Origin of the sequence: Limnohabitans sp. T6-5 (genome assembly GCF_003063315.1) — a bacterium.
In the GTDB taxonomy this organism is placed as follows: domain Bacteria; phylum Pseudomonadota; class Gammaproteobacteria; order Burkholderiales; family Burkholderiaceae_C; genus Limnohabitans_A.
In genome coordinates this window covers 351,319-374,350 of the sequence record NZ_NERV01000002.1, presented here as the reverse complement: position 1 = coordinate 374,350, position 23,032 = coordinate 351,319, and the positions used below count along the sequence as shown (strand labels likewise).

At 59.4% G+C, this 23,032-nt stretch carries 17 protein-coding genes; 9 read left to right on the top strand and 8 right to left on the bottom strand.

Annotated elements, in window-relative coordinates; translation table 11 throughout:
* The first annotated feature begins 137 nt into the window (after positions 1–137).
* The 4 genes from purL (at position 138) to B9Z51_RS07400 (ending at position 8,578) form a co-directional block, all read left to right on the top strand.
* Entirely contained in the window at positions 138–4,244 is a 4,107-nt protein-coding gene (gene purL / locus B9Z51_RS07415; protein ID WP_108373305.1) for a phosphoribosylformylglycinamidine synthase, read from the top strand.
* Positions 4,245–4,256: 12 nt separating this feature from the next.
* Positions 4,257–7,670, top strand: a complete 3,414-nt coding sequence (locus B9Z51_RS07410; protein ID WP_108373303.1) for a DEAD/DEAH box helicase — start codon at positions 4,257–4,259, stop codon at positions 7,668–7,670.
* A gap of 174 nt (positions 7,671–7,844) precedes the next feature.
* Positions 7,845–8,099: a CopG family transcriptional regulator gene (locus tag B9Z51_RS07405; protein ID WP_108373302.1), complete on the top strand. Its 255-nt coding sequence runs from the start codon at positions 7,845–7,847 to the stop codon at positions 8,097–8,099.
* Positions 8,096–8,578 (top strand): type II toxin-antitoxin system VapC family toxin, encoded by a 483-nt coding sequence (locus B9Z51_RS07400; protein ID WP_108373300.1) that lies wholly within the window; start codon positions 8,096–8,098, stop codon positions 8,576–8,578. Before B9Z51_RS07405 ends, B9Z51_RS07400 begins: the two co-directional genes overlap by 4 nt.
* Positions 8,579–8,650: 72 nt before the next feature.
* On the opposite strand, the gene B9Z51_RS07395 is transcribed toward B9Z51_RS07400, so the two are convergent.
* The 8 genes from B9Z51_RS07395 to B9Z51_RS07360 all read right to left on the bottom strand — a co-directional run bounded on the left by B9Z51_RS07395 (position 8,651) and on the right by B9Z51_RS07360 (position 16,652).
* Positions 8,651–9,130, bottom strand: coding sequence for a glycine zipper family protein (locus B9Z51_RS07395; RefSeq protein WP_108373298.1), 480 nt, complete (start codon positions 9,128–9,130; stop codon positions 8,651–8,653).
* A gap of 97 nt (positions 9,131–9,227) precedes the next feature.
* Complete coding sequence (locus B9Z51_RS07390; RefSeq protein ID WP_108373296.1) at positions 9,228–10,661, bottom strand: sensor histidine kinase; 1,434 nt, start codon at positions 10,659–10,661, stop codon at positions 9,228–9,230.
* A 171-nt stretch (positions 10,662–10,832) separates the two neighbouring features.
* Positions 10,833–12,803, bottom strand: coding sequence for a U32 family peptidase (locus B9Z51_RS07385; protein WP_108373294.1), 1,971 nt, complete (start codon positions 12,801–12,803; stop codon positions 10,833–10,835).
* A 205-nt stretch (positions 12,804–13,008) separates the two neighbouring features.
* Entirely contained in the window at positions 13,009–13,782 is a 774-nt protein-coding gene (locus tag B9Z51_RS07380) for a peptidylprolyl isomerase (RefSeq protein WP_108373292.1), read from the bottom strand.
* A gap of 84 nt (positions 13,783–13,866) precedes the next feature.
* On the bottom strand, positions 13,867–14,142 hold the full coding sequence (locus tag B9Z51_RS07375) for a BolA family transcriptional regulator (RefSeq protein ID WP_108373290.1): 276 nt from the start codon (positions 14,140–14,142) through the stop codon (positions 13,867–13,869).
* On the bottom strand, positions 14,139–14,678 hold the full coding sequence (locus tag B9Z51_RS07370; RefSeq protein WP_108373288.1) for a septation protein A: 540 nt from the start codon (positions 14,676–14,678) through the stop codon (positions 14,139–14,141). Before B9Z51_RS07370 ends, B9Z51_RS07375 begins: the two co-directional genes overlap by 4 nt.
* Positions 14,679–14,724: 46 nt before the next feature.
* The gene (msrB, locus tag B9Z51_RS07365) at positions 14,725–15,132 is read right to left on the bottom strand and encodes a peptide-methionine (R)-S-oxide reductase MsrB (RefSeq protein ID WP_369958754.1); all 408 of its coding nucleotides are present in this window, start codon (positions 15,130–15,132) and stop codon (positions 14,725–14,727) included.
* Positions 15,129–16,652, bottom strand: coding sequence for a YdiU family protein (locus B9Z51_RS07360; RefSeq protein WP_108373286.1), 1,524 nt, complete (start codon positions 16,650–16,652; stop codon positions 15,129–15,131). Before B9Z51_RS07360 ends, msrB begins: the two co-directional genes overlap by 4 nt.
* A 119-nt stretch (positions 16,653–16,771) precedes the next feature.
* Here B9Z51_RS07360 and B9Z51_RS07355 point away from each other — a divergent pair, with 119 nt between their 5' ends.
* The 5 genes from B9Z51_RS07355 to B9Z51_RS07335 all read left to right on the top strand — a co-directional run bounded on the left by B9Z51_RS07355 (position 16,772) and on the right by B9Z51_RS07335 (position 23,032).
* Entirely contained in the window at positions 16,772–18,400 is a 1,629-nt protein-coding gene (locus B9Z51_RS07355) for a 3-(methylthio)propionyl-CoA ligase (RefSeq protein WP_108373285.1), read from the top strand.
* 124 nt (positions 18,401–18,524) lie between these two features.
* Positions 18,525–19,757, top strand: a complete 1,233-nt coding sequence (locus tag B9Z51_RS07350; RefSeq protein WP_108373283.1) for a branched-chain amino acid ABC transporter substrate-binding protein — start codon at positions 18,525–18,527, stop codon at positions 19,755–19,757.
* Between the two features lie 174 nt (positions 19,758–19,931).
* Positions 19,932–20,966, top strand: coding sequence for a branched-chain amino acid ABC transporter permease (locus B9Z51_RS07345; RefSeq protein ID WP_108373281.1), 1,035 nt, complete (start codon positions 19,932–19,934; stop codon positions 20,964–20,966).
* A 3-nt stretch (positions 20,967–20,969) separates the two neighbouring features.
* On the top strand, positions 20,970–22,262 hold the full coding sequence (locus B9Z51_RS07340) for a branched-chain amino acid ABC transporter permease (RefSeq protein WP_108373279.1): 1,293 nt from the start codon (positions 20,970–20,972) through the stop codon (positions 22,260–22,262).
* Positions 22,259–23,032, top strand: coding sequence for an ABC transporter ATP-binding protein (locus B9Z51_RS07335; protein WP_108373277.1), 774 nt, complete (start codon positions 22,259–22,261; stop codon positions 23,030–23,032). The genes B9Z51_RS07340 and B9Z51_RS07335 overlap by 4 nt, the downstream gene beginning before the upstream one ends.

The following is a 23,032-nucleotide window of genomic DNA, read 5'->3' as shown; positions in this document are numbered from 1 at the left end:
GTCGGGGTGCGGCAGTGCTTGAACTTTCCCAAGCCCCCGAAAATCAGGGTTTCCGCGGCTAAAATATTGCCTTCGCCGGTCAGCCCCAGTCAGCGGCCCCAGCACATCGGTTTTCCGTCCCTTTACAAGGCCACCCCGTGTCCCTGCACATCACGACTTTTGAAGGCGCCAACGCCCTCAGCGACTTTCGCATTGCCCAACTTTTGCCCCGTTTGGCCGCCATTTCTCCGCAAATCCAGGGCATTTCGGCCCGTTTTGTTCACTTGGTCGCCACGAACGCGCCTTTGGCAGATGCCCAAAAACAGACACTTTCCGCTCTGCTGACTTATGGCGAGCCTTATGTCGGTCCCACTGATGGCCCCGTGATCGTCGTCAGCCCACGTTTGGGCACCGTGTCGCCTTGGGCGTCCAAGGCCACCGACATTGCCCACAACTGCGGTTTTGAGTTGCGCCGCGTGGAGCGCCTCACCGAATACCGGTTGACCCTCAAGTCAGGCTTGCTCAGCACCGCCAAACTTTCGGCCGAGCAACTGGGCCAGGTGGCCGCTGTGCTGCACGACCGCATGACCGAATCGGCCATGCCCAGCCGCGATGAAGCAGCGGCCTTGTTCACGGCACTCGAACCCGCGCCGATGGACCATGTGGATGTGCTGAGTGGTGGCCGCGCAGCCTTGATGGATGCCAACAAGGCTTGGGGCTTGGCCCTGGCCGAAGACGAAATCGATTATTTGGTCACCGCCTTCACGGGTCTGAAGCGCAACCCCACCGATGTGGAGTTGATGATGTTTGCGCAGGCCAACAGCGAGCACTGCCGCCACAAGATTTTCAACGCCGAGTTCACCATCGATGGCGTGGCTCAGCCCAAGAGCCTGTTCGGCATGATCCGCAACACGCACCAGCTCAGCCCCCAGCACACGGTGGTGGCCTATTCAGACAACGCTTCGGTGATGGAAGGCCACACCGTGGAGCGCTTTGTGGCCAGAACTTCAGGGCAGGGCGCTGCTTACCAGACAGAAGAAGCACTGCACCATGTGCTGATGAAGGTGGAAACCCACAACCACCCGACCGCAATTTCGCCTTTCCCCGGTGCATCGACCGGCGCAGGCGGCGAGATCCGCGACGAGGGCGCGACGGGTCGCGGCTCCAAGCCCAAGGCGGGTTTGAGCGGTTTCACCGTGTCCAAACTCTGGGGCGGCATGTCCGACCAAGTGGGGGGCAAGCCCGAGCACATCGCCAGCCCTCTGCAAATCATGACCGAAGGCCCACTGGGTGGCGCGGCGTTCAACAACGAGTTTGGCCGCCCCAACTTGCTGGGCTATTTCCGCGAATACGAACAGACCGTGGACGGCGTGGTGCGCGGTTACCACAAGCCCATCATGATCGCGGGTGGTCTGGGCCAGATCGACGCTGAGCAAACCAAAAAGATCGAATTCCCTGCGGGCAGCTTGCTCATCCAATTGGGCGGCCCCGGCATGCGCATTGGTATGGGCGGCAGCGCGGCCAGTTCCATGGCCACCGGCACCAACGCCGCTGATCTGGACTTTGACTCGGTGCAGCGCGGCAACCCCGAGATCGAGCGCCGGGCGCAAGAGGTCATCAACCACTGCTGGGCGCAGGGCCCGAACAACCCCATCTTGGCGATCCACGACGTGGGTGCGGGTGGTTTGTCCAACGCCTTCCCAGAGCTGACCAACGACGCAGGTCGGGGTGCACGCTTCGATTTGCGCGCCGTCAAGCTCGAAGAATCTGGCCTGTCTCCCAAAGAAATCTGGTCCAACGAGAGCCAGGAACGCTATGTGATGGCGATCGCGCCCGAGTCTTTGCCGCAGTTCACCGCTTTTTGCGAACGCGAGCGTTGCCCCTTTGCGGTGATTGGCGTAGCGACCGATGAGCGCCAACTGGTGCTTGAAGACGGCGTTCAGCGTTCAGCGTTCAGCGTTCAGCGTGGAGATGGCGTACAGCGCTCAGCGTTCAGTGTTGAGCGTGAAGACCAAGACGCGCAAAGCTCAACGTCCAACGCTCAACGCTCAACGCCCAACGCTCAACGAGCAGTAGACATGCCCATGGACGTGCTGCTGGGCAAGCCGCCCAAAATGCACCGCGATGTCAAGACTGTGACCCGCCAATCGCCCGCGATGGACTTGACGGGCGTGAGCTTGCAAAAAGCCGTCATTGACGTGCTGAGCCATCCCACGGTGGCGTCCAAGCGCTTTTTGATCACCATCGGCGACCGCGCCGTGGGTGGCCTGACGCACCGCGACCAGATGGTCGGCCCCTGGCAAGTGCCTGTGGCCGATGTGGCCGTGACCCTGGCCGATTACCAAGGTTTTGCCGGTGAAGCCATGAGCATGGGCGAGCGCACGCCGCTGGCCTCGCTCAACGCAGCAGCATCCGGCCGCATGGCAGTGGCCGAAGCCATCACCAATTTGCTGGCAGCACCGATTGAGCTGCCCCGTGTCAAGATGTCCGCCAACTGGATGGCCGCTTGCGGCGAGCCTGGCGAAGACGCCGCGCTGTACGAAACCGTCAAGGCCGTGGGCATGGAACTGTGCCCGGCGCTCGACATCTCGATCCCTGTGGGCAAAGACAGCTTGTCGATGCGCACGCAGTGGCAGGCTGATGGCGAGACCCGCAAAGTCACCTCGCCTGTGAGCCTGATCATCACCGCCTTTGCCAGCTTGCCCGACGTGCGCGGCACGCTGACCCCGCAGCTGGACGCGCAAACCGATGACACCAGCCTGCTGCTGATCGACCTGGGCCAAGGCCAAAACCGCATGGGTGGCAGCGTGCTGGGCCAGGTGCTGGACCAGTTTGGCGACCAGGTGCCTGATCTGGAAGATCCGCAAACCTTGGTCAGCCTGGTCCATGCCGTGAACGCCTTGCGCGCCAAGGGTCAAATCTTGGCCTACCACGACCGCAGCGACGGCGGCTTGCTGGCCGCAGTGGCCGAAATGGCTTTCGCAGGCCATGTGGGCGTGGCGCTCAATGTGGACATGCTGGTCACCGAAGGCGACGGCATCACCGACAGCCGCGCCGACCACGGCGACGCCAAGAACTGGGCCGGCCAGGTCAGCGCCCGCCGCGAAGAACTCACCCTCAAAGCCTTGTTCAACGAAGAGCTGGGCGTGGTGCTGCAGGTGCGCACGGCTGAGCGCAATGCGGTTTTGCAAACCCTGCGCGAACACGACTTGTCCAAACACACGCATGTGATCGGCAAGACCCGACCCGTGCAATCGACCATCCAAAAAGGCGTGGGCGAACTCAGCATCTGGCGCGACACCAAAGAGGTGTTTGCCGCCAAGCTCGAAGACCTGCATCAAGTGTGGGACAGCGTGAGCTGGAAGATTTGCCAGCAGCGCGATAACCCGGCTTGCGCCGACGCCGAACACGCCACCGCTGGCCAGGCCAGCGACCCCGGCATGCATGTGGCATTGAGCTTTGACCCCGCCGAGAACGTGGCCGCGCCGTTCCTCAATCTGTCTCACCCCAAGGTGGCGATCCTGCGCGAGCAGGGCGTCAACTCGCATGTGGAAATGGCCTACGCCTTCCACAAAGCGGGCTTTGAGTCGCACGACGTGCACATGACCGATTTGCAGTCTGGACGCGCCAACTTGGCCGACTTCCAAGGTCTGGTGGCTTGTGGCGGTTTCAGCTACGGCGACACGCTGGGCGCAGGCATCGGCTGGGCACGCAGCATCACCTTCAACCCGGCTTTGGCCGAGCAGTTCAAAGGCTTCTTTGGCCGCACCGACACCTTCGGTCTGGGTGTGTGCAACGGCTGCCAGATGTTTGCGGAACTGGCCGACATCATCCCCGGCGCTGAGGCCTGGCCGCGCTTCACCACCAACCAGAGCGAGCGCTTTGAAGCCCGCCTGTCGATGGTCGAAGTGCTGGATTCGCCCAGCCTGTTCTTGCAAGGCATGGCGGGCAGCCGCTTGCCGATTGCAGTGGCGCACGGTGAAGGCTTTGCCAACTTCAAGCACCGGGGCAACGCGGCGCAGGCCATTGCGGCCATGCGCTTTGTGGATAACCACGGCCAGGCCACCGAGCAGTACCCGTTCAACCCCAACGGCAGCGCGGGCGGCCTGACAGCCGTGACCACCGCCGATGGGCGTTTCACGGCCATGATGCCTCACCCCGAGCGCGTATTCCGCAATGTGCAGATGAGCTGGACGAGTGGCGACATCAACGCAACCAGCCCCTGGCTGCGCGTGTGGCAAAACGCCCGCAAGTGGGTGGGCTGACCGTCTGAATGCATGAAATCTGTGGTCTCTGAACAGTGGTTTCCGCCATCGCAACTGGCGTTTTACTTTGACTCCAATTCGTGGGCCAAAGGCACGGCGCTGTACCTGCAAAACGAGGTTGTGTCCGCCCAGATGACGCCTGATGGCGACGGCTGGCGCCTCATTGCCCATGTGCAAGGTCGTGAGACATCGCCTTACAAGGTGACGGCGCAGCTGCGCGTCTCTGAAGGTGGCAACTTGCAGGCCTGGCGCTCGACTTGTACATGCCCGGTGGGGCGCATGTGCAAGCACGGCGCGGCTTTGGGCATTCACGCCTCCATGCAGGGATTTTCCATGCTGGACGAGCAAAGCGAGGCCGTTGAGCCCGGCGAAACCGCCGAGCGCCAGACGCAACTGCGCGAAGAACGCGCCTTGCAACAGGCCGAATACCTGGTGCGCGATTGGCTCACCCGACTTGAAACGGCCCATCTTCAGCAGAACTTCAGTTTGCCGGGCAGCAAAAATGAGCACTTCCTGTACGTCCTGTCTCAGGCCGTGATGGGGCAAAGGCCCGTGTTTCATCTGACCATTACGCAATCCAATCTCAAACGCGATGGCCAATGGAGCAAACCCAAGAAGGTCACCAGCGAACCGCTGGCGCACGCACCGATCTGGCGCACCTGTGCGCCTTCTGAACGGGGTATTTTTGACCTCATCAAAGCGTGCCCGCCCACCAACAGCTTCAGCTCATACGGCTTCTACAGTTCGGTGAAATTGCAGGGGGTGGCCGCCCAAATGTTGCTGCAGATGTGCAGCCAGACCGGGCGGTTGATGTGGGACACCCACGGCGTACTCAAGCCTTTGCAGTGGACGGATGCGCCCATCCGGTTCGAAGGCAGCTGGCAAGCCGTGCCCACACAGGAGAACAGTTCCGCAGGCTGGAAATTGCACATGCAGGCCGAACGGGCAGGGGTGGTTCATGGACTGAATGACCCGCCTTTTTACGTCGATGTGCTGCAAGGCCTGTGCGGCCCGCTCGACACCTTGGGCATGAGCCCCGATCAGGTTTTGCTGCTGACACAGTCGCCTGTGTTGCCCGAGCGCGTGGCGGTCAAATTTCAGCAGCAATTGATGGAACGACTCGGACCCCTGCCTTTGCCGCCAGTCATCGAGAAAATGCCTGAAATTCGCGGTGTACAACCCGTCGGCGTACTCAAATTGACGGCCATTGCCGCCCATTTGCGCACCGAGCAGGGCTTGTTTCATGCGCAGCTGGATTTTGATTACCAGGGGCATATAGGCCACTGGTCGCATCAGCAAACGCGTGTGGTGATCGGCCAGGGCCAAAAGGCCCGCATGCTGGTGCGCGACTTGAGCGCCGAGCTGGAGATTTGGGAGACGCTGGACGATCTGGGTTTTCAAGTCTGGCAGGACAATGTGTTGGGCATACCCGGGCCAGCCGGCGCTGAACGCTGGCTGGACTGGGTCGAGTCTGACTTTGCCCCCTTGCGCGAAGTCGGGCTGGTGGTGCAAGGCCATGAAGGCCTCGACCATTGGTTGCGCTATGCCGACGATGTGCATGTGAACCTGTCCGGTCAGGATGCTGTCGACGAGACCTCGCCCTGGTTTGATCTGTCGCTGGGCATGGACATTGACGGCCAGCGGGTCAACATCCTGCCTTGGGTGCCGGCCATTTTGGCGGCCTTGGCTCGCAGTGGGCAGTCGGCCTGGAATTTGGCCGAGGGCGAAACGGCCATGCCCCCCCATTTGTATCTGCCCGATTTGCATGGCCCCGGCTACGTCAAGCTGCCCACCTCCAAGATCCAGCCCTGGCTGACCATGTTGATGGAGTTGCATGGTGAACGCGGCCACGATTGGGATGGTGATGCGCTGCGCTTGTCGCGCCTGGATGCCTTGCGCACTGCGGCATCGCTGGGTGAGGGCGCTGTCTGGCAAGGCGCCAAAAGCCTGATTACCCTGATTCAGCAAATGCGCGGAGAGACAGCCTTGACCGAGGTGCCGCCTCCAGCCGGTTTGCAGGCCACATTGCGCCCGTATCAGCAGCAAGGGCTCAACTGGCTGCAATTTTTGCGCGAGCACCGACTGGCGGGTATCCTGGCCGACGACATGGGCCTGGGCAAAACGCTGCAAACGCTGGCCCACATCCTGACCGAAAAACAGGCAGGCCGTTTGTCACAACCGGCCTTGATCGTGGCGCCCGTGAGCCTGTTGGGCAACTGGCAGCGCGAAGCCGCACGCTTTTGCCCAGCGCTCAAAACACACATCCACCACGGTTTGTCGCGGCATGAAACCGTGGCCGATCTGGCGGGGTTTGACGTGGTCATCACCGCTTATTCTTTGCTTTCGCGTGACCGCGATTTGTGGCTGGCTGCGCCCTGGCACCTGTTGGTGCTGGACGAGGCCCAAAACATCAAAAATGCCAACACGCATGCGGCGCAAGTGGTCACCGAAATCCCGGTCAGCCACCGTTTGTGCCTGTCGGGTACGCCCATTGAGAACCACCTGGGCGAGTTGTGGAGCCAATTTCACTTCTTGATGCCAGGTTTCTTGGGCAGCCAAAAACGCTTCACCGAGTTGTATCGCAACCCGATCGAGCGTCAGGGCCATACCGAAAAAATGGCCCAACTGCGCGCTCGCATCACCCCGTTCATGTTGCGGCGGACCAAAGACCTGGTGGCCAGCGAATTGCCGCCCAAGATCGAAACTTTGATGCCGGTGCCGCTCGAAGGCCCGCAGGCCGACCTGTACGAGACCATCCGCCTGGGCATGGAAAAAACCGTGCGCGAAGCGCTGCACACCCAAGGACTGGGCAAGTCACAAATCACCATCCTTGACGCACTGCTCAAGCTGCGTCAGGTCTGCTGCGACCCGCGACTTCTCAAGCTCAGTGCGGCCAGCCAGGTGCGCGAGTCGGCCAAGCTCAGCCAGCTTTTGGACATGCTGCCCGAGATGGTGGCCGAAGGTCGCAAGATTTTGCTGTTCTCGCAATTCACCCAAATGCTGGGTTTGATCGAAGAAGCTTTGCCTGCGCTGGGCATCCCGTGGGTCAAGCTCACGGGCCAAAGCAAGAACCGCGACACCATCATCGACAAGTTCACCAGCGGCCAGGTGCCGCTGTTCCTGATCAGCCTCAAAGCTGGTGGTGTGGGGCTGAACCTGCCACAGGCCGACACCGTGATCCATTACGACCCGTGGTGGAACCCTGCCGTGGAAAACCAGGCCACCGACCGCGCGCACCGCATTGGCCAAAAACAAAGCGTCTGGGTGGTCAAGCTGGTCGCTCAAGGCACCATTGAAGAGCGCATGCTGGCCCTGCAAGAGCGCAAGGCGCAATTGGCGCAGGACATGTACGAAGGTGCCGTGCAGCGCAAAGAGCCGTTGTTTGGCGAGTCGGATTTGAACGAATTGCTCAAACCCTTGGGGTGAGGGGGCACGTCAACCAGGGCCCCTTGCCAAGATGCCAAGCCCCTGAGGTGTCAATTCAGACGCTTGTTTGCTTGTCATGCCGAGACGCAGCACTGAGGTGATGGAACGCCGACTGGAGGCGGGTTGACAGGTACATGGCATTTGGTAATAATAATTTTATTACCCGGAGCCATCATGACCACCACCGTCAAATTGACTGAAAACCTTGAAAACGCCTTGCGCATGCGCTGCGCGCAGGAAGGCCGAAGTCTGAGCGAAGTCATGCGCGACGCCTTGACGGCTTATTTGGCACAGCCTGCTGCCACGCCATCGGCGTGGGATTTGGGTGAGGGCGTTTTTGGCAGATTTGCTGGGCCGGTCGATCTGGCTGAAAACCGCAAAAATGAATGGGCGCAGGCCCTGCAAGCCAAGCACGAAAGTCGCTCATGAGCACCCAGGCATGGACGGCCCAAGAACCCAGCCCAGTCTGGCTGGCTCGCCCGCCGGTGCTGCAAGCCATGATGGACAGCGGTCCTTTGCTGGCCTTGTTCAACAGTGCCGATAAGTGGCACCGGCCGATTCTGACCTGGTTGCAAACACACCCTGATGTGAGCTTGCACACCACTTGGCCAGTGCTGACCGAGGTCTGCGCCTTGTTGTCCAGGCGCGTGCACAACCAGGCTGCACTCGATTTTTTGCAATGGGTGCAGCGCGGGGCACTTCAGCTGGACAAGCCTGCCGATTGGAGCCTGACCAGTGTGCTCGGGATCAGCAAGCGTTTTGCCAGCTTGCCCCTCGACTTGGCCGACGCATCCATCGCAGAAGCTGCCGAACGCCTGCAGATTCGCCATGTGGTGTCAATTGACAAAGACTTTGACGTGTACCGCAACAACAAAGGCCAGGCCCTGCAAAACCTGTTGTTCATCTAGCACTTTCATCACCCATCCGGCCAAGCTGTCGATGCTGCTGACAGATTTGTCAGGTGTTTCAGCTGCCCAGGCTCATTGCCAGCCGATGATGTCCAGTCCTTTTTCGCTGGCACAGCGGTGAACAAACTGGCGGAAGATGTTGTTGGGGCGTTGCGGGCTCATGGCACCCCGCGTTCCGCCAGCGGCTGCGCCCACCACAGCGCTTTGCGCGCCGTACTTGACCGCATCATTCAAATTGCCTCGGCCAAACACCAAGCCACTGACGGCCCCCGTGACGCCTGCAATGGCGGCCCCCGTCTTGACACCCGAGGCCACTGCGTTGTGGTCTTCGTAAGGGGGCAGACCATTCGCCTGGGCGATCGCCATGCATTGGCTCAGATGTTGTTTGGCGGCCGATTCGCCCATGGCTGTGTAGGCAGCGTTGGGGTAGAGCACAGGCATGCCTGTCGGGTTGACGCCAGTGCTCGCGCAGCCTGCGAGCAGCCCTGCCGCAAGCAGCGTAGAAGCGGTGATCCAATGCAGTGAGAAGGTGTGGCGACGTGGGGTGTTCACGGAGGGCTTTGTTCAAAAAATGGAGGGGCCATCCTATCAGCAGGCATACAAACTTCAGCAAAGTGTTACCAAAGTATGTAACAGCCATTCACTGCGGTCACCATGACATCTGACGCGGGGGGAGCTCCGTGTCTGCCGCACATGGCAGGCTGATTTGCACACAAGCGCCACCCTCAGCCAGATTGTGAAAATTCAATTGCCCCCCGTATTGCGCCAGGATGTGGCGGGCCACGGAAAGTCCCACACCCCAGTCATTGGATCGTTCTGTGTCAAATGGCATGTCAATGAACTTCTGGGCATCTGCGGGAAAGCCTGGACCTGTATCGCACAAGCTCAACACCCAGCTGGCATCAAGCAGTCTCAGCTTCAGTGTCAACGCCCGAACGGGGGATGTGGCCATGGCCTTCAAGGCATTGCGCATCACATTCTGGATCACCAGTGACAACTGCAGCGGGTCCGCTTGGACCATGCCTTGCGCCATGGCTGTGGGCATGTTGATGCTGACGTTTTTCAGTCGGGCCTCTGACTCGAGTAAGGCGCACACTTTTTCAAGCATGTCGCGCAAGCTGATGCTTTGGCTGGCCAGTGAAACAGGCGGGGCATATTTTCGGATGTTCTGGACCATTTGGCTGGCCCGGTGGGTGCACGCGATGATCTTGTCCACGCATTGCCGCATCAAACGGTCGGTCAGTCCAATGGATTGCGCTTGGTGTTGTGCGAGCTCGGCATAGCCTTGTATGGCAGCCAGCGGCTGATTCAGTTCATGGCCGATGGAGCCCGAAATGAAGCCCACGCTGCGGTGCCGCTCGTGCTGTGCAAGTTGCTCCAGCATGAGCATATTGGCTTGTACCCGTGTTTTTTCGATGGCGGTTTGTCTCAGATGGTCGGCCTGCGCCTGAATGCGCATGGCGATGTACATGAAATAGCGCAGCAAACCGAACACAAAAATCATGGACCACAGACCCAGTGTCCAGCTGTCCCGGCTGAATGTCTGAATGCCCCAATGGGTGATCACCCCTTGCAACCGTAAAAAGTGCAGCAAACCCAGGCCCAGCAAAACCCATTGCATGTGCCACGCAAACGTGTTGCCTGTGCGCACAAAAACCTGGCGCGCCGGCACAATGGACAAGATCGATGGCAAGCCAAAAGCCAGACTCGACAAAATCAAGGTCACTTTCGGGCCTGCATTGACGCGACACCATTCCATGAGCACGATGAAAGCCAGTGTCGCAATGGCCAAAACAGACAAGCGGCGCACTTGGGGCCCTTGATCGTAAAAACGGGCCAAGCCCATGCCCATCAACACAAAACTGGCGCTGTTCAATCCGATCGGAATGCTGTAAGACCAAAGGGGCGCCAGCGATTCACGGAAAACGGTGGGGATGCCGGTCACCCCCCACAGCAGCGCAGCCACCGTCCAATACCGGGCCGATGAATCCAGTTGCTTGAAAAAAAAGCTGGCGGCAACACCTCCCAGGAGAGAGATCAATCCAAAAAATATGAACAGACTCTGGATGTTGTAGGCGTTCATCGTGAATTGACCTTGCGTGCAAATTTGATGATTTTATTGTTTTAATCATCCATCCGACACACTCTCAAGGCCATCATCCCTTTCAGGCCTTGTTAAAGGGCAAGGTGAAGCTCAAGTTGAGCGCCGAAAATGTCCCATGCAAGCGCCACATCGCCTTGGCCTGGCGCAACCTCAGTGCATGCCTACGATGGGTCGTGTCTTGTAGAAATTGACTGGGCTTTCGGACACGGCGTTGAGCACCGACTTCTTGATCTTGCCCACCACATGCATTTCGCAAGGCTTGCAGTCAAAGCGCAGGGTGAGTTTTTCCTTGCCGTTGATCAGTTGCAATGGCTCGGCTTTCACGGTGCCTTGTACGCCCGTCACGCCTTTGGCTTGCTTGGGGCACAGGCTCATCGAAAAGCGCACGCAGTGCTTGGTGATCATCAGGCTGACTTCGCCCAGTTCTTCTTGCGCCTCGTAGGCGGCGGCGATCACCTTCACGCCGTGCTTGTCATAAAAGTCACGCGCTTTTTGGTTGTAGACGTTGGCCAAGTAGGTCAGCGTGTCTTCGGGGTAAACAACGGGCGGCTCAATGGGCACGGCGCGCGGCAGGCGTTGCAGGCCCTGGGCGCGTGCGGTCTCAAGCGCAGCCACCGCGTCGCGGCGCAAGGCGTTGAGCTGTGAGGGCGGCACAAACCAGAGGCGGGGCAGGGCGAGCTGCACATCCAGCGGCTCGAACAGGGTGTCGCCCAGTTTGCCCAAAGCGCTTTTCAGTTTGTCCTCTGCCTGGGCTGGGTCTTTGGGGGCTTGCCAGGCCATGGCCATGTGCGCCGTGCCGGTGTGGCCCGCTTCGTCGGTCAGGGTCAATTGCAGGCCATCGGCCGTTTCAGACAGCTGCATCCAAACGCCCATCCGCCGTTCCGCAGACTTTTTGTCCAGCGTGCGCACCCAGCTCATGTCGCGGTTGCGGTTGACCTGCACGCCTTTGCGCAAGTCCTTGAAGCCGTCCATCGGGTCTTTGGGGAACAGTCGCCAAACGCCCTTGGTTTTCTGCGCTTCCACCCGGTTGATCTGCAGGCCCACCAGCTCCTTTTGCAGGTCGTAGTAGCACAGGCCGTCGCCGTTGTGCAGCTCGGCAGCCGGGTCGTCGGTGGTGATTTCGACATGCTCGGACGTGACCTTGCTCACCCAGCCAATCGGCTGGCCGGGGTTCTTGGGGGTGTCGAAGGCACCGATGTCTTCCTTGCGGCCTTGCACAAAGTAGTCGGTGAATTCGCGGTTGAAGTTCTGATTCGGGTCCGGCTCGAAGCTGAAGGTGGTGCGGCCATGTGAGGCAGGGGCCAGCTCCGGGCGCTCGGTCAGCACCTCGTCAAACAGCTTGCGGTAGTGGGCCGTGATGTTCTTCACATAGGCCATGTCCTTGTAGCGGCCTTCGATCTTGAAGCTGCGGATGCCCGCATCCACCAGCGCGCGCAGGTTCTCGCTTTGGTTGTTGTCTTTCATGCTCAGCACATGCTTGTCGTGCGCAATGATGCGGCCTTGCGCGTCTTTCACTTCATACGGCAGGCGGCAGGCTTGAGAGCAGTCGCCCCGGTTGGCGCTGCGGCCCGTGTGCGCATGGCTGATGAAGCATTGCCCGCTGTAGGCCACGCACAAAGCGCCGTGCACAAAAAATTCAATCACGGTGCGCTCGGTATCAATCACGTCCCGGATGGCGCTGATCTGCGGCAACGTGAGCTCGCGGGCCAGCACGATCTGGCTCAAACCTGCGTCTTGCAAAAATTTGGCTTTCTCGGGCGTACGGATATCGGTTTGGGTACTGGCGTGCAGCTGGATGGGCGGCATGTCGATCTCGAGCAGGCCCATGTCCTGAACGATCAGCGCGTCTACGCCAGCGTCGTACATCTGCCAGGCCAGCTTGCGAGCGCCTTCGAGTTCGTCGTCCCGCAAGATGGTGTTGAGCGTGACAAAGATGCGGCTGTGAAAGCGGTGCGCGTGCTGCACCAGTTTCGCAATGTCCTGCACGGAGTTGTCGGCCGTGGAGCGCGCGCCAAAGGATGGTCCGCCAATGTAGACCGCGTCCGCTCCGTGGTTCACGGCTTCGATGCCGATCTCCAGGTTGCGGGCGGGGGCGAGGAGTTCGAGTTGGTGAGGCTGCATGGGCTGGGATTATCCCAGCTTGCAACGTTGGCAACTCAGGCAAACCACCCGCTCTGGGGCTGCTGGTGCTGGTTGGGGTGATGTGGCCAAGCGAAACGCCTCTTAGCCCCGGCCAGTGCCTGTAGCCCCAGAGCGCACTGTGCATTCATGGCGGCAAAAAAAACGCGACCAAAGTCGCGTTTTTCCGGGGCGTGCAGCGCGCAGATCACTGAATCTTGGCTTTGCTGCGCAATTCTTCCTGGAACTTGGCCAGTCTTTGTTGCTGCAATTGCTGCGAAATCTGGGGTTTGACTTCTTCGAGTTTGGGCAATTGGGCTTCACGCACGTCATCCACACGGATGATGTGGTAACCAAACTGGCTTTTCACCGGGGTTTCGGTCATCTGGCCTTTTTCAAGCTTGGTCATCGCACCCGAAAACTCGGGCACATAGCTGCCTGCAGCTGCCCAGTCCAGGTCACCACCGTTTGCGCCGGAGCCTGGGTCCTTGGAGGCTTTTTTGGCCAGGTCTTCAAATTTTGCACCTTTTTTGATGTCCGCGATCAGGGCCAGCGCTTCGCCTTCTTTTTCCACCAGGATGTGGCGGGCGCGGTATTCCTTGCCACCATTGGCCGCGGCGAATTTGTCGTATTCGGCTTTGATGTCGGCATCGGTGACGGCATTCTTTTTCTGGAAATCGGCAAACAGTTGACGGATCAGAATGGTTTGACGGGCCAACTCAAGCTGGTTTTTGTACTCTTCAGAAGCATCCAGACCGCGTTTTTTGGCTTCTTGCATGAAGATTTCGCGAGCAATCAGTTCTTCCTTGATTTGAGCCAGAACTTCGGGGGTGACCGGGCGGCCAGATGCTTCGACTTGCTGCTTGAGCACTTCCACGCGCGAAGAGGGCACGGGCTTGCCGTTGACCACAGCGATGTTTTGCGCGAAGGCTGGAACAGCCATCAGGGCCACCACGGCGGCGCTGAGCATTTGCTTTTTCATTGTCTTTTCCTCAATGACTTGGTTGTCAGGTATGAAACAAGGGTACAAAAAAAGGCGGCCACTTGATACTGTGGCTGCCCGGTTTCAGATCAGCTCGATGGCCAAGGCATGCAGGCCTTGGTCAATGAAATCTTGCAGCGCATCATACACAAGACGATGCCTCTGAACGCGGCTGAGCGTGGTAAACAAAGGTGAAGCAATGCACACACGAATATGACTGCCTTCGCCACTGGCGCTGGCCCCCGCATGTCCGGCGTGGGCCGCGCTTTCATCGATCACTTTCAGGGCTGTGGGTTGCAGGCGCTCGGTGAGCCGGTCTTGGATGCGTTGGCTGACGCTGGCCTGTGTTTGTCCACTCATGACGAAGACCCGTCTTTAGGCAGGTGCCGGGCCACGTAAAGGCCTTGTCCGACAATAAAAATCAAGGGAAACGCGTAGCCCCAGAGCTTGAAATTGACCCAGTCTTCGGTGCTGTAATAAGCCGCCACATAGCCGTTGATCGCGGCCATGAACAAGCAATACAGCATCCAGGAGATGTTCATGCGGTGCCAAACTTGGCGCGGCAATTCCAATTGCTGGCCCAGCAACATGAGCAGGAAATTTTTCTTCAGGAACACATGGGCCACGCCCAGCGCCACGGCCAAGCCGGTGTAGAGCAAGGTGGGTTTCCACTTGATGAAGCGTTCATCGTGCAGGCCCAGGGTCAGGGCCCCAAAGCCCAGCACCAGCACCAAAGTGATCTTGTGCATGGCTTGCAGCTTGCCATCCATTTTGTAGATGAGGACTGTCTGGAGCACGGTGGCGGCCATCAACACGGCGGTCGCGGTGTAAATGTCGGTGGTTTTGTAGGCGCCGAAAAACAGCAGGATGGGGAAAAAATCGATCAGAAATTTCATGGAGGCAATCGGCGTAGGGAGCGCCCGGGTCAACAGGCGGCGGGGGTCATAAAGCTTCGAAGTCTAACGAGGCGGAGTTCATGCAGTAGCGCAGGCCGGTTGGGGCCGGGCCGTCTTCAAAGACATGGCCCAGGTGTGCGCCGCATTGGGTGCAGACGGTTTCCACCCTCCGCATGCCGTGGCTGATGTCCACACGCTCTTCAATGGCCTGGTCCGATGTGGCTTGCGAGAAGCTGGGCCAGCCACAACCGGCATCAAATTTCGTGTCTGACTTGAAAAGTTCGGCATCACAGCAGACGCAGCGGTAAATTCCGTTGGCCCAGTGGCCTTCGTATTTGCCGGTGAAAGGCCGCTCGGTGGCGGCCTGGCGCGTCACCGCAAATGCTGCAGGCTCAGCGCCTTTGGCTGCCAGCAGCTCGCGCCACGCTTGTTCGGTTTTTTCAATTTTGCTCATGATGAACAGCTGATCTCCAGTTGGCCCGCCCAATCGGGCGGCAGGTCGGCATAGGCTTCCAAGCCGGGATGCTCGTCAAAGGGTGACTGTAGCAAGTTGTGCAGGGTCTCGATTTCAGAAAAATCACCATTTTGGGCTTGGCGGATGGCGATTTCGGCCAAATGGTTGCGCAGCACGAACTTGGGGTTGACGCGCAGCATGGCCAAGCCCAAGGCCTGAGAAGGTGCTGCGCCCACGCGGGCACGGTAGCGCGCCAGCCAGGCTTGCCAACGGGGGCGATCCAGAAAAAGGTCTTGCATGCCTTGCATGTCCGGCCAGCCTGCGGCCATGGCTTGGCTCAGTTGCCGCCAAAAGTGGGTGTAGTCCACCCGTTCGGAGGCCAGCAATTGCAACAAATCTTCAACCAGCGACCAGTCGGCTTCGCGCGCCGATTCCGTGGCCAGATCACCCGTCAGGCCCAACTTGGCCCGCATGACAGCGCCCAGCGCACGGGGAAAACCGGTTTTGTAGCCTTCCAGCACCTTCAGCGTCAGGTCTTGGTCTTCAATCAACGGCAGCAGAGCCTGTGCCAGGCAAAACAGGTTCCAGTAAGCGACGTTGGGCTGGCGGCTGTAGGCGTAGCGGCCCTGGGTGTCGGTGTGGTTGCAAATGTGCCCGGGGTCAAAGCCATCCATGAACTGGAAGGGGCCGTAGTCGATGGTCAGGCCCAGCAGGCTCATGTTGTCGGTGTTCATCACGCCGTGGCAAAAACCCACGCCCTGCCATTGGGCCAGCAGTTGGGCGGTGCGCTCTTGCACGACATCCAGCAAGGCCGCATACACATTGCCACCCCAGCCTTCAGCGCGCGCATGGCATTCGGGCAAATGGTGAGCGATGGCATGGTCTGCCAAGGCGCGCAGGTTGGCCACATCGCCTTGCGCAGAAAAATGTTCCAAGTGCCCAAACCGTAAAAAACTCGGCGCCACGCGGGCCACCACGGCGGCGGTTTCCATGACTTCACGGCGCACAGGCTCGGGTGAGGCCACCAGGCTCAAGGCCCGTGTGCTGGGGATGCCCAGCCCATGCATGGCTTCACTGCACAGGTATTCCCGAATGCTGGAGCGCAGCACCGCCCGGCCATCTCCGCGCCGGGAGTAGGGCGTGGGGCCTGCGCCTTTGAGCTGAATTTCTTGCGGTCCCAGCGCCGATTGCGCCTCGCCCAGCCAAATGGCCCGGCCATCGCCCAGCTGGCCCGCCCATTGGCCGAACTGATGGCCGCTGTAAACCGTGGCCAGTGGGTCCGCGCCGGGCAGCAAGGCATTGCCCGCAAACGCCTGCAAGTGCTGTTCATCCAGCAAGGACTGGGGCCAAGCCAAGTCCTTGAGCAAGTCCAGATTGCGCATGGCCCAGACGGGTGCAGCCAAGGGCGTTGGGTGCAGGCGGGTGAAAAATTGTGGGCCCAGTTGGGTCAGTCGGTGTGTCCAGGTCAAAGGGCTGGAGCGCGCATCCGCATGGGCAGCAAGGTCGGGGTAGGAAGGCATGCCGGATTGTCACGCCCTTGACAAGAACCCGTGTTTTGGCGGGTTTTCTCAAAAAGGGCCTTGGCGCGTGCGTGCACAATGATTCGATTGAATATTCACAACCTTGACAGGAGAACCCGATGCTCGGACTGATGCAACAGCAATCACTGCTGATTTCCTCTTTGATCGACTTTGCCGAACGCCACCATGGCGATGGTGAAATCATCTCTCGCCGTGTGGAAGGCGATATTCATCGCAGCAATTGGGCCACGGCGGCGCGCCGCTCACGGCAAGTGGCCAATGCTCTGGATGGCATGCAGCTGGCGCAAGGCAGCCGAGTGGCCACGCTGGCCTGGAACGGCTATCGCCACCTGGAGTTGTACTTTGGTGTCAGCGGATCGGGTCGCGTGCTGCACACCATCAACCCGCGCCTGCACCCCGAGCAAATTGCCTGGATTGCCAACCATGCGGAAGACCAAGTCTTGTGTTTTGACATGACCTTTTTGCCGCTGGTGCAAGCAGTGCACGCCCAGTGCAAGACCATCCGGCAATACGTCGCCTTGTGCGATGCCGACAAACTGCCTGCAGATACGGGCATTCCGGGTCTGGTCAGCTACGAGGCCTGGATGGGCCAACAGCCCGATACCTATGACTGGCCGACCCTGGACGAAAACACCGCATGCACGCTGTGCTACACCAGTGGTACCACGGGCAATCCCAAAGGGGCGTTGTACAGCCACCGCTCGACGGTCTTGCACGCTTATGCAGCGGCCTTGCCTGATGTGATGTGCATTTCGGCCCGCGACTCGATCTTGCCGGTGGTGCCCATGTTCCACGTCAACGCCTGGGGCATTCCCTACAGCGCGGCCATGGTGGGGGCCAAACTGGTCTTTCCAGGGCCAGCGCTGGACGGCAAATCGGTGTATGAATTGATCGAAACCGAAGGCGTGACCTTTGCGGCGGGCGTGCCCACGGTCTGGCAAATGTTGTTGGGCCACATGAAACCTGCAGGCTTGAAGTTCAGCAAGTTGACGCGCACCGTGATTGGCGGCTCGGCATGCCCGCCAGCCATGATCACCGCCTTCCGCGAAGACTACGGTGTTGAAGTGCTGCACGCTTGGGGCATGACCGAGTTGAGCCCGCTGGGCACCTTGTGCAACCTCAAAAACAAGCACGAGCGCTTGTCCGACGCGGAGAAGATGAAGATCCGCATGAAGCAAGGCCGCTGCATTTTCGGCATTGACATGAAGATCGTGGACGAGCAGGGTCAAGAACTGCCGCACGATGGCAAATCGGCGGGCGATCTGTTGGTCAAAGGCCCCTGGGTCATCGCTTCGTATTTCAAGCAAGAGGGCGGCGATCCGCTGGTCAATGGCTGGTTCCCGACGGGCGACGTGGCCACCATCGATGCCGATGGTTTCATGCAGATCACCGACCGCAGCAAGGACGTGATCAAGTCGGGCGGCGAATGGATCAGCTCCATTGATGTGGAAAACATCGCCATGGCGCACCCGGCCGTGGCCATGGCGGCCTGCATCGGCATGCGCCACCCCAAGTGGGATGAGCGTCCGATCGTGTGTGTTGTCACAAAACCTGGCGCGCAAGTCAGCCGAGATGAGCTGATCGCCTTCTACGAGGGCAAGACCGCCAAATGGCAAATTCCGGACGATGTGGTGTTTGTCGACGCCATTCCATTGGGCGCCACGGGCAAGATGCTCAAGACACGCTTGCGTGAGCAATTGACTGGTTACACATTGCCTGGCCTTTGAAGCCAGCCTGCCCGCGTGACGGCAAGTCGCGTGGGTGATAAGACTTAGGGGCAAACCCCGTGCGTGTTTGCACACAACACGGTTACGCTGACCTTGTAACGACTCAATTTGTAGGAGACAAACCATGAAATTCACCACCCGATTGATCACCGCCGCAGCTTTGGCGGCTTGTGCTTTTGGCGCCTGGGCTCAAAAAGGCGAGACCGTCAAGATTGCCTGGATCGACCCGCTGTCCGGCCTGATGGCCCCCGTGGGCAGCAACCAGCTCAAGAGTTTTCAGTTCTTTGCCGAAAAATTCAGCCAAAGCAACCCTGCGGGCGTCAAGTTCGAAGTCATTGGCATTGACAACAAATTGAGCCCCGCTGAAAGCCTGAACGCGCTCAAAGCTGCCATGGATCAGGGCGTGCGCTACATCACGCAAGGCAACGGCTCTTCTGTGGCCGGCGCTCTGATCGAAGCGATCAATAAGCACAATGAGCGCAACCCGGGCAAGGAAATCATCTTCCTGAACCACTCTGCAGTGGACCCCGACTTCACCAACAGCAAGTGCAGCTACTGGCACTTCCGCTTTGATGCCGACACGTCCATGAAGATCGAGGCCATGACCACCTTCATGAAGGATGACAAGGACATCAAGAAGGTTTACCTGTTCAACCAGAACTACTCGCATGGCCACCAAGTCGCCAAGTTCGCCAAGGAAAACCTGGCCCGCAAGCGTTCTGACGTCCAGATCGTGGGCGAAGACTTGCACCCACTGGCCCAGGTGCGTGACTTCTCTCCTTACATTGCCAAGATCAAGGCCTCGGGTGCCGACACGGTGATCACCGGCAACTGGGGCTCTGACCTGTCGCTGCTGGTCAAGGCCGCCAACGAAGGGGGCTACACCGGCAAGTTCTACACCTACTACACCGGCGTGTCGGGCACACCCACAGCGCTGGGTCAAGGCGGTGCAGGCCGCGTCTACCAGATCGCCTACAACCACTACAACATGGGTGGCGACCTGGGCAAGTGGATGGCCGAGTTCAAGACCAAGTTCAACGATGACTTCTACACCGGCTCGGTGATCTCCATCTACAACGCTTTGGGCGAAGCCATGGCCAAAGCCAAATCCACCGACCCTGTCAAAGTGGCGGCAGCGATGGAGGGCTTGAAGTACAAAAACTTCAACGGTGAAGTGGAAATCCGCAAGGCTGACCACCAGTTGCAGCAGCCGCTGTACATGACCGTCTGGCAAAAAGCCGACAAGAAATACCCTTACAGCCCGGAAAACACCGGCATGACGCTGGCACCCGTCAAGGAGTTCCCATCGTACGTGTCCAGCACACCGACCAGCTGCCAGATGAAGCGTCCAGGCTGATCAGGACATGGGCGGGCCTTGTGCTCGCCTGAGAAGGAAGGGTCAAGAGGCCCGATAACTCCCTCGTTGTCGGGCCTTTTTTTGGGCGCCTTGGCGCTGTTTTCATCGGGTTGACCCCGGGCAACCCACTTTCGGTAACGAAGTTAGGCTGAGTGACAGCCTGGAAAGTTTCTTATGGAGTTTTTCATCATCTCCATGCTCAACGGTCTCAGTTACGGACTGTTGCTCTTCATGCTCAGCTCCGGGCTGACGCTGATTTTCAGCATGATGGGTGTGCTCAACTTTGCGCACGCCAGCTTTTACATGATCGGCGCCTATTTCGGCTACACCCTGATGGGTTGGATCGGATTTTGGCCCGCACTCATCGTGGCGCCTTTGCTGGTCGGGGCCTGCGGTGCGCTGTTTGAACGCGTGACCCTGCGCAAAGTTCACCCCTTTGGCCATGTGCCTGAGTTGCTGGTGACTTTTGGCCTGTCTTATGTGGTGCTCGAACTGGTGCAACTGATCTGGGGCCGCACAGCGGTTGAATTTGCACCGCCCGAGATCCTGCGCAGCTCGGCCTTCACCCTGATCAACCATTCCGTGCAAGGCCTGAGTCTGGTTTGGGGCTCTGCGTCTGCCGATGTTTGCCGCGCTGCCGATGCCGCCGTTCGCGTGGTTTGTTCGCCGTTTCCGGCCACACGCGCCTTCATGATGCTGGTGGCCTTGCTGATGCTGGTGTCTTTGTGGGTGCTGCTGACGCGCACGCGAATTGGCTTGGTGATCCAGGCGGCTTTGACGCACCCCGAAATGACCGAGTCTTTGGGCCACAACGTGCCGCGTGTGTTCATGCTGGTGTTTGGTGCAGGCACGGGCCTGGCGGGACTGGCCGGTGTCATCGGTGGCAGCACCTTTGTCACCGAACCGGCCATGGCCGCCACCGTGGGCTCAGTCATCTTTGTGGTCGTGGTCGTGGGCGGCATGGGGTCGCTGTCTGGCGCGTTTTTGGCGTCGGTGCTGATCGGTGTGATTCAGACCTTTGCCGTGGCCATTGACTATTCCTTCCTCACCCTGGCCAAAGACATGGGCTGGGCGCTGTCAGCTGCCACCCAAGACAATTCATTTGCCAAGTTGACCTTGTCACAAGTGGCGCCGATCTTGCCGTACCTCTTTTTGGTGCTGATCCTGATCTTCCGGCCCAAGGGTCTTTTGGGCACTCGCGAGGGTTAAGACATGGCTGCTGTATACAAATTCAAACCTTACAACGTGGGCCGCTGGGTCATCTGGAGCCTGTTCGCGCTGGTGCTGCTGGCTGCGCCGCTGGTGTTCACCAGCAACTTGTCCACCACCATGCTGGCGCAGATGGGCATCGCCATCATTGCCTGTCTGTCCTACAACATCTTGTTGGGCCAAGGCGGCATGCTGAGCTTTGGCCATGCGGTCTACACCGGGCTGGGCTCTTACATGGCCATTCACGCCCTTAACGCCGTGAGCGGTGGCAAGCTGCACATCCCCGTGAGCCTGCTGCCCATCATTGGCGGCTTGGCGGGCATGGGCTTTGCCGTTTTGTTGGGCTATGTCACTACGCGCAAATCGGGCACGCCCTTTGCCATGATCACCCTGGGCGTGGCCGAGCTGGTGTTTGCCATGTCGCTCATGTTCTCCGAATTTTTCGGGGGCGAGGCCGGCGTGTCGGGCAACCGGGTGGCTGGGCAAGCGTTTTTTGGCATCACCTACGGCCCACAAATTCAGGTTTATTACCTGATCGCCGCCTACACCTTTGTGTCTGTGGCCTTGATGTACGCCTTCACCCAGACACCCCTGGGCCGCATCCTGAACGCGGTGCGTGACAACCCCGAGCGCGTCGAGTTCATTGGCTACAACACGCAGCGCGTGCGCTACATGGCCTTCATCATCGCTGGCTTTTTTGCCGGTATTGCGGGTGGCTTGGGCGCGCTCAACTTCGAGATCGTGACCGCCGAAGTGGTGGGGGCAGGGCGCTCAGGCGCTTATTTGCTGTTCACCTTTCTGGGGGGCGCCACCTTCTTCTTTGGCCCCATTCTGGGCGCCATCCTGAAGGTCATTGCCTTTGTGCTGCTGTCCGAGCTGACCAAGGCTTGGCTGTTGTACCTGGGCTTGGTGTTCCTGTTCATGGTCATGTACGCCCCGGGCGGCATTGCCAGCTTGATCATGATGAACCTGCGGGTGGCCAAATTTGGCAAATTGCGCCAAATCTGGATCAGCTACCTGGGCTTGGGCCTGACGGCTTTCGTGATGCTGGCCGGTGCGGGGGCCATGATCGAGATGGTTTACCACCTGCAACTCAATTCCGCATTGGGTGACACCGTGAAATTCATGGGCGTGAGCCTGAACGCCAAAGGCCTGGACAGCTGGTTTGGCTGCGCCTTTGTCATGCTCACAGGCCTGGGCCTGTTTGAGTTGTCGCGTCGTCAATACGTGCTGGAGTGGGGCGAAATCCAGACCGACATTGAAAAAGAAATCAAGCGCCGGGAGACCGCAGTATGAGTACCTACGCTCTTGAACTCAAAGACCTTCGCAAGAACTTTGGCAAAACCGAGATCATCCGTGGCGTGAACCTGGCGGTGCAAGCGGGTGAGCGCGTGGCGGTGATCGGCCCCAACGGCGCTGGCAAATCCACGTTGTTCAACCTGATCAGCGGGCGCTTTGGCCCCACCAGCGGCGACATTTTGCTCAATGGGCAGCGCATCCAGCACAAGACCCCCTATGAAATCAACCGCATGGGGCTGTCGCGCAGCTTCCAGATCACCAACATTTTTCCCAAGCTCAGCGTGTTTGAAAACTTGCGCTGCGCCGTGCTCTGGAGCCTGGGCTACAAGTACACCTTTTTCAAGTTCCTGTCGGGCTTGAAAGATGCCAACGAACGCACCGATCAGTTGCTGGAGATGATCCATTTGGACAAAAAGCGCGATGTGTTGGCCATGAACCTGACCTATGCCGAGCAGCGTGCCCTGGAAATTGGCGTGACCATTGCAGGTGGCTCGGATGTGATCTTGCTGGACGAACCGACGGCGGGCATGAGCAAAAGCGAGACTTCTCGCTTCATCCGCCTCATCAAGGAAGTCACCGTGGGCAAAACACTGCTGACGGTGGAGCACGACATGGGCGTGGTGTTTGGGCTGGCCGACAAGATTGCGGTGGTGGTCTATGGCGAAGTGATCGCCTTTGACACGCCTGAAGCGGTCCGCGCCAATGCGAAAGTTCAAGAGGCTTACCTGGGCTCCAGTGTGGCCGACAGCCAGGCGGGAGGCCACTGA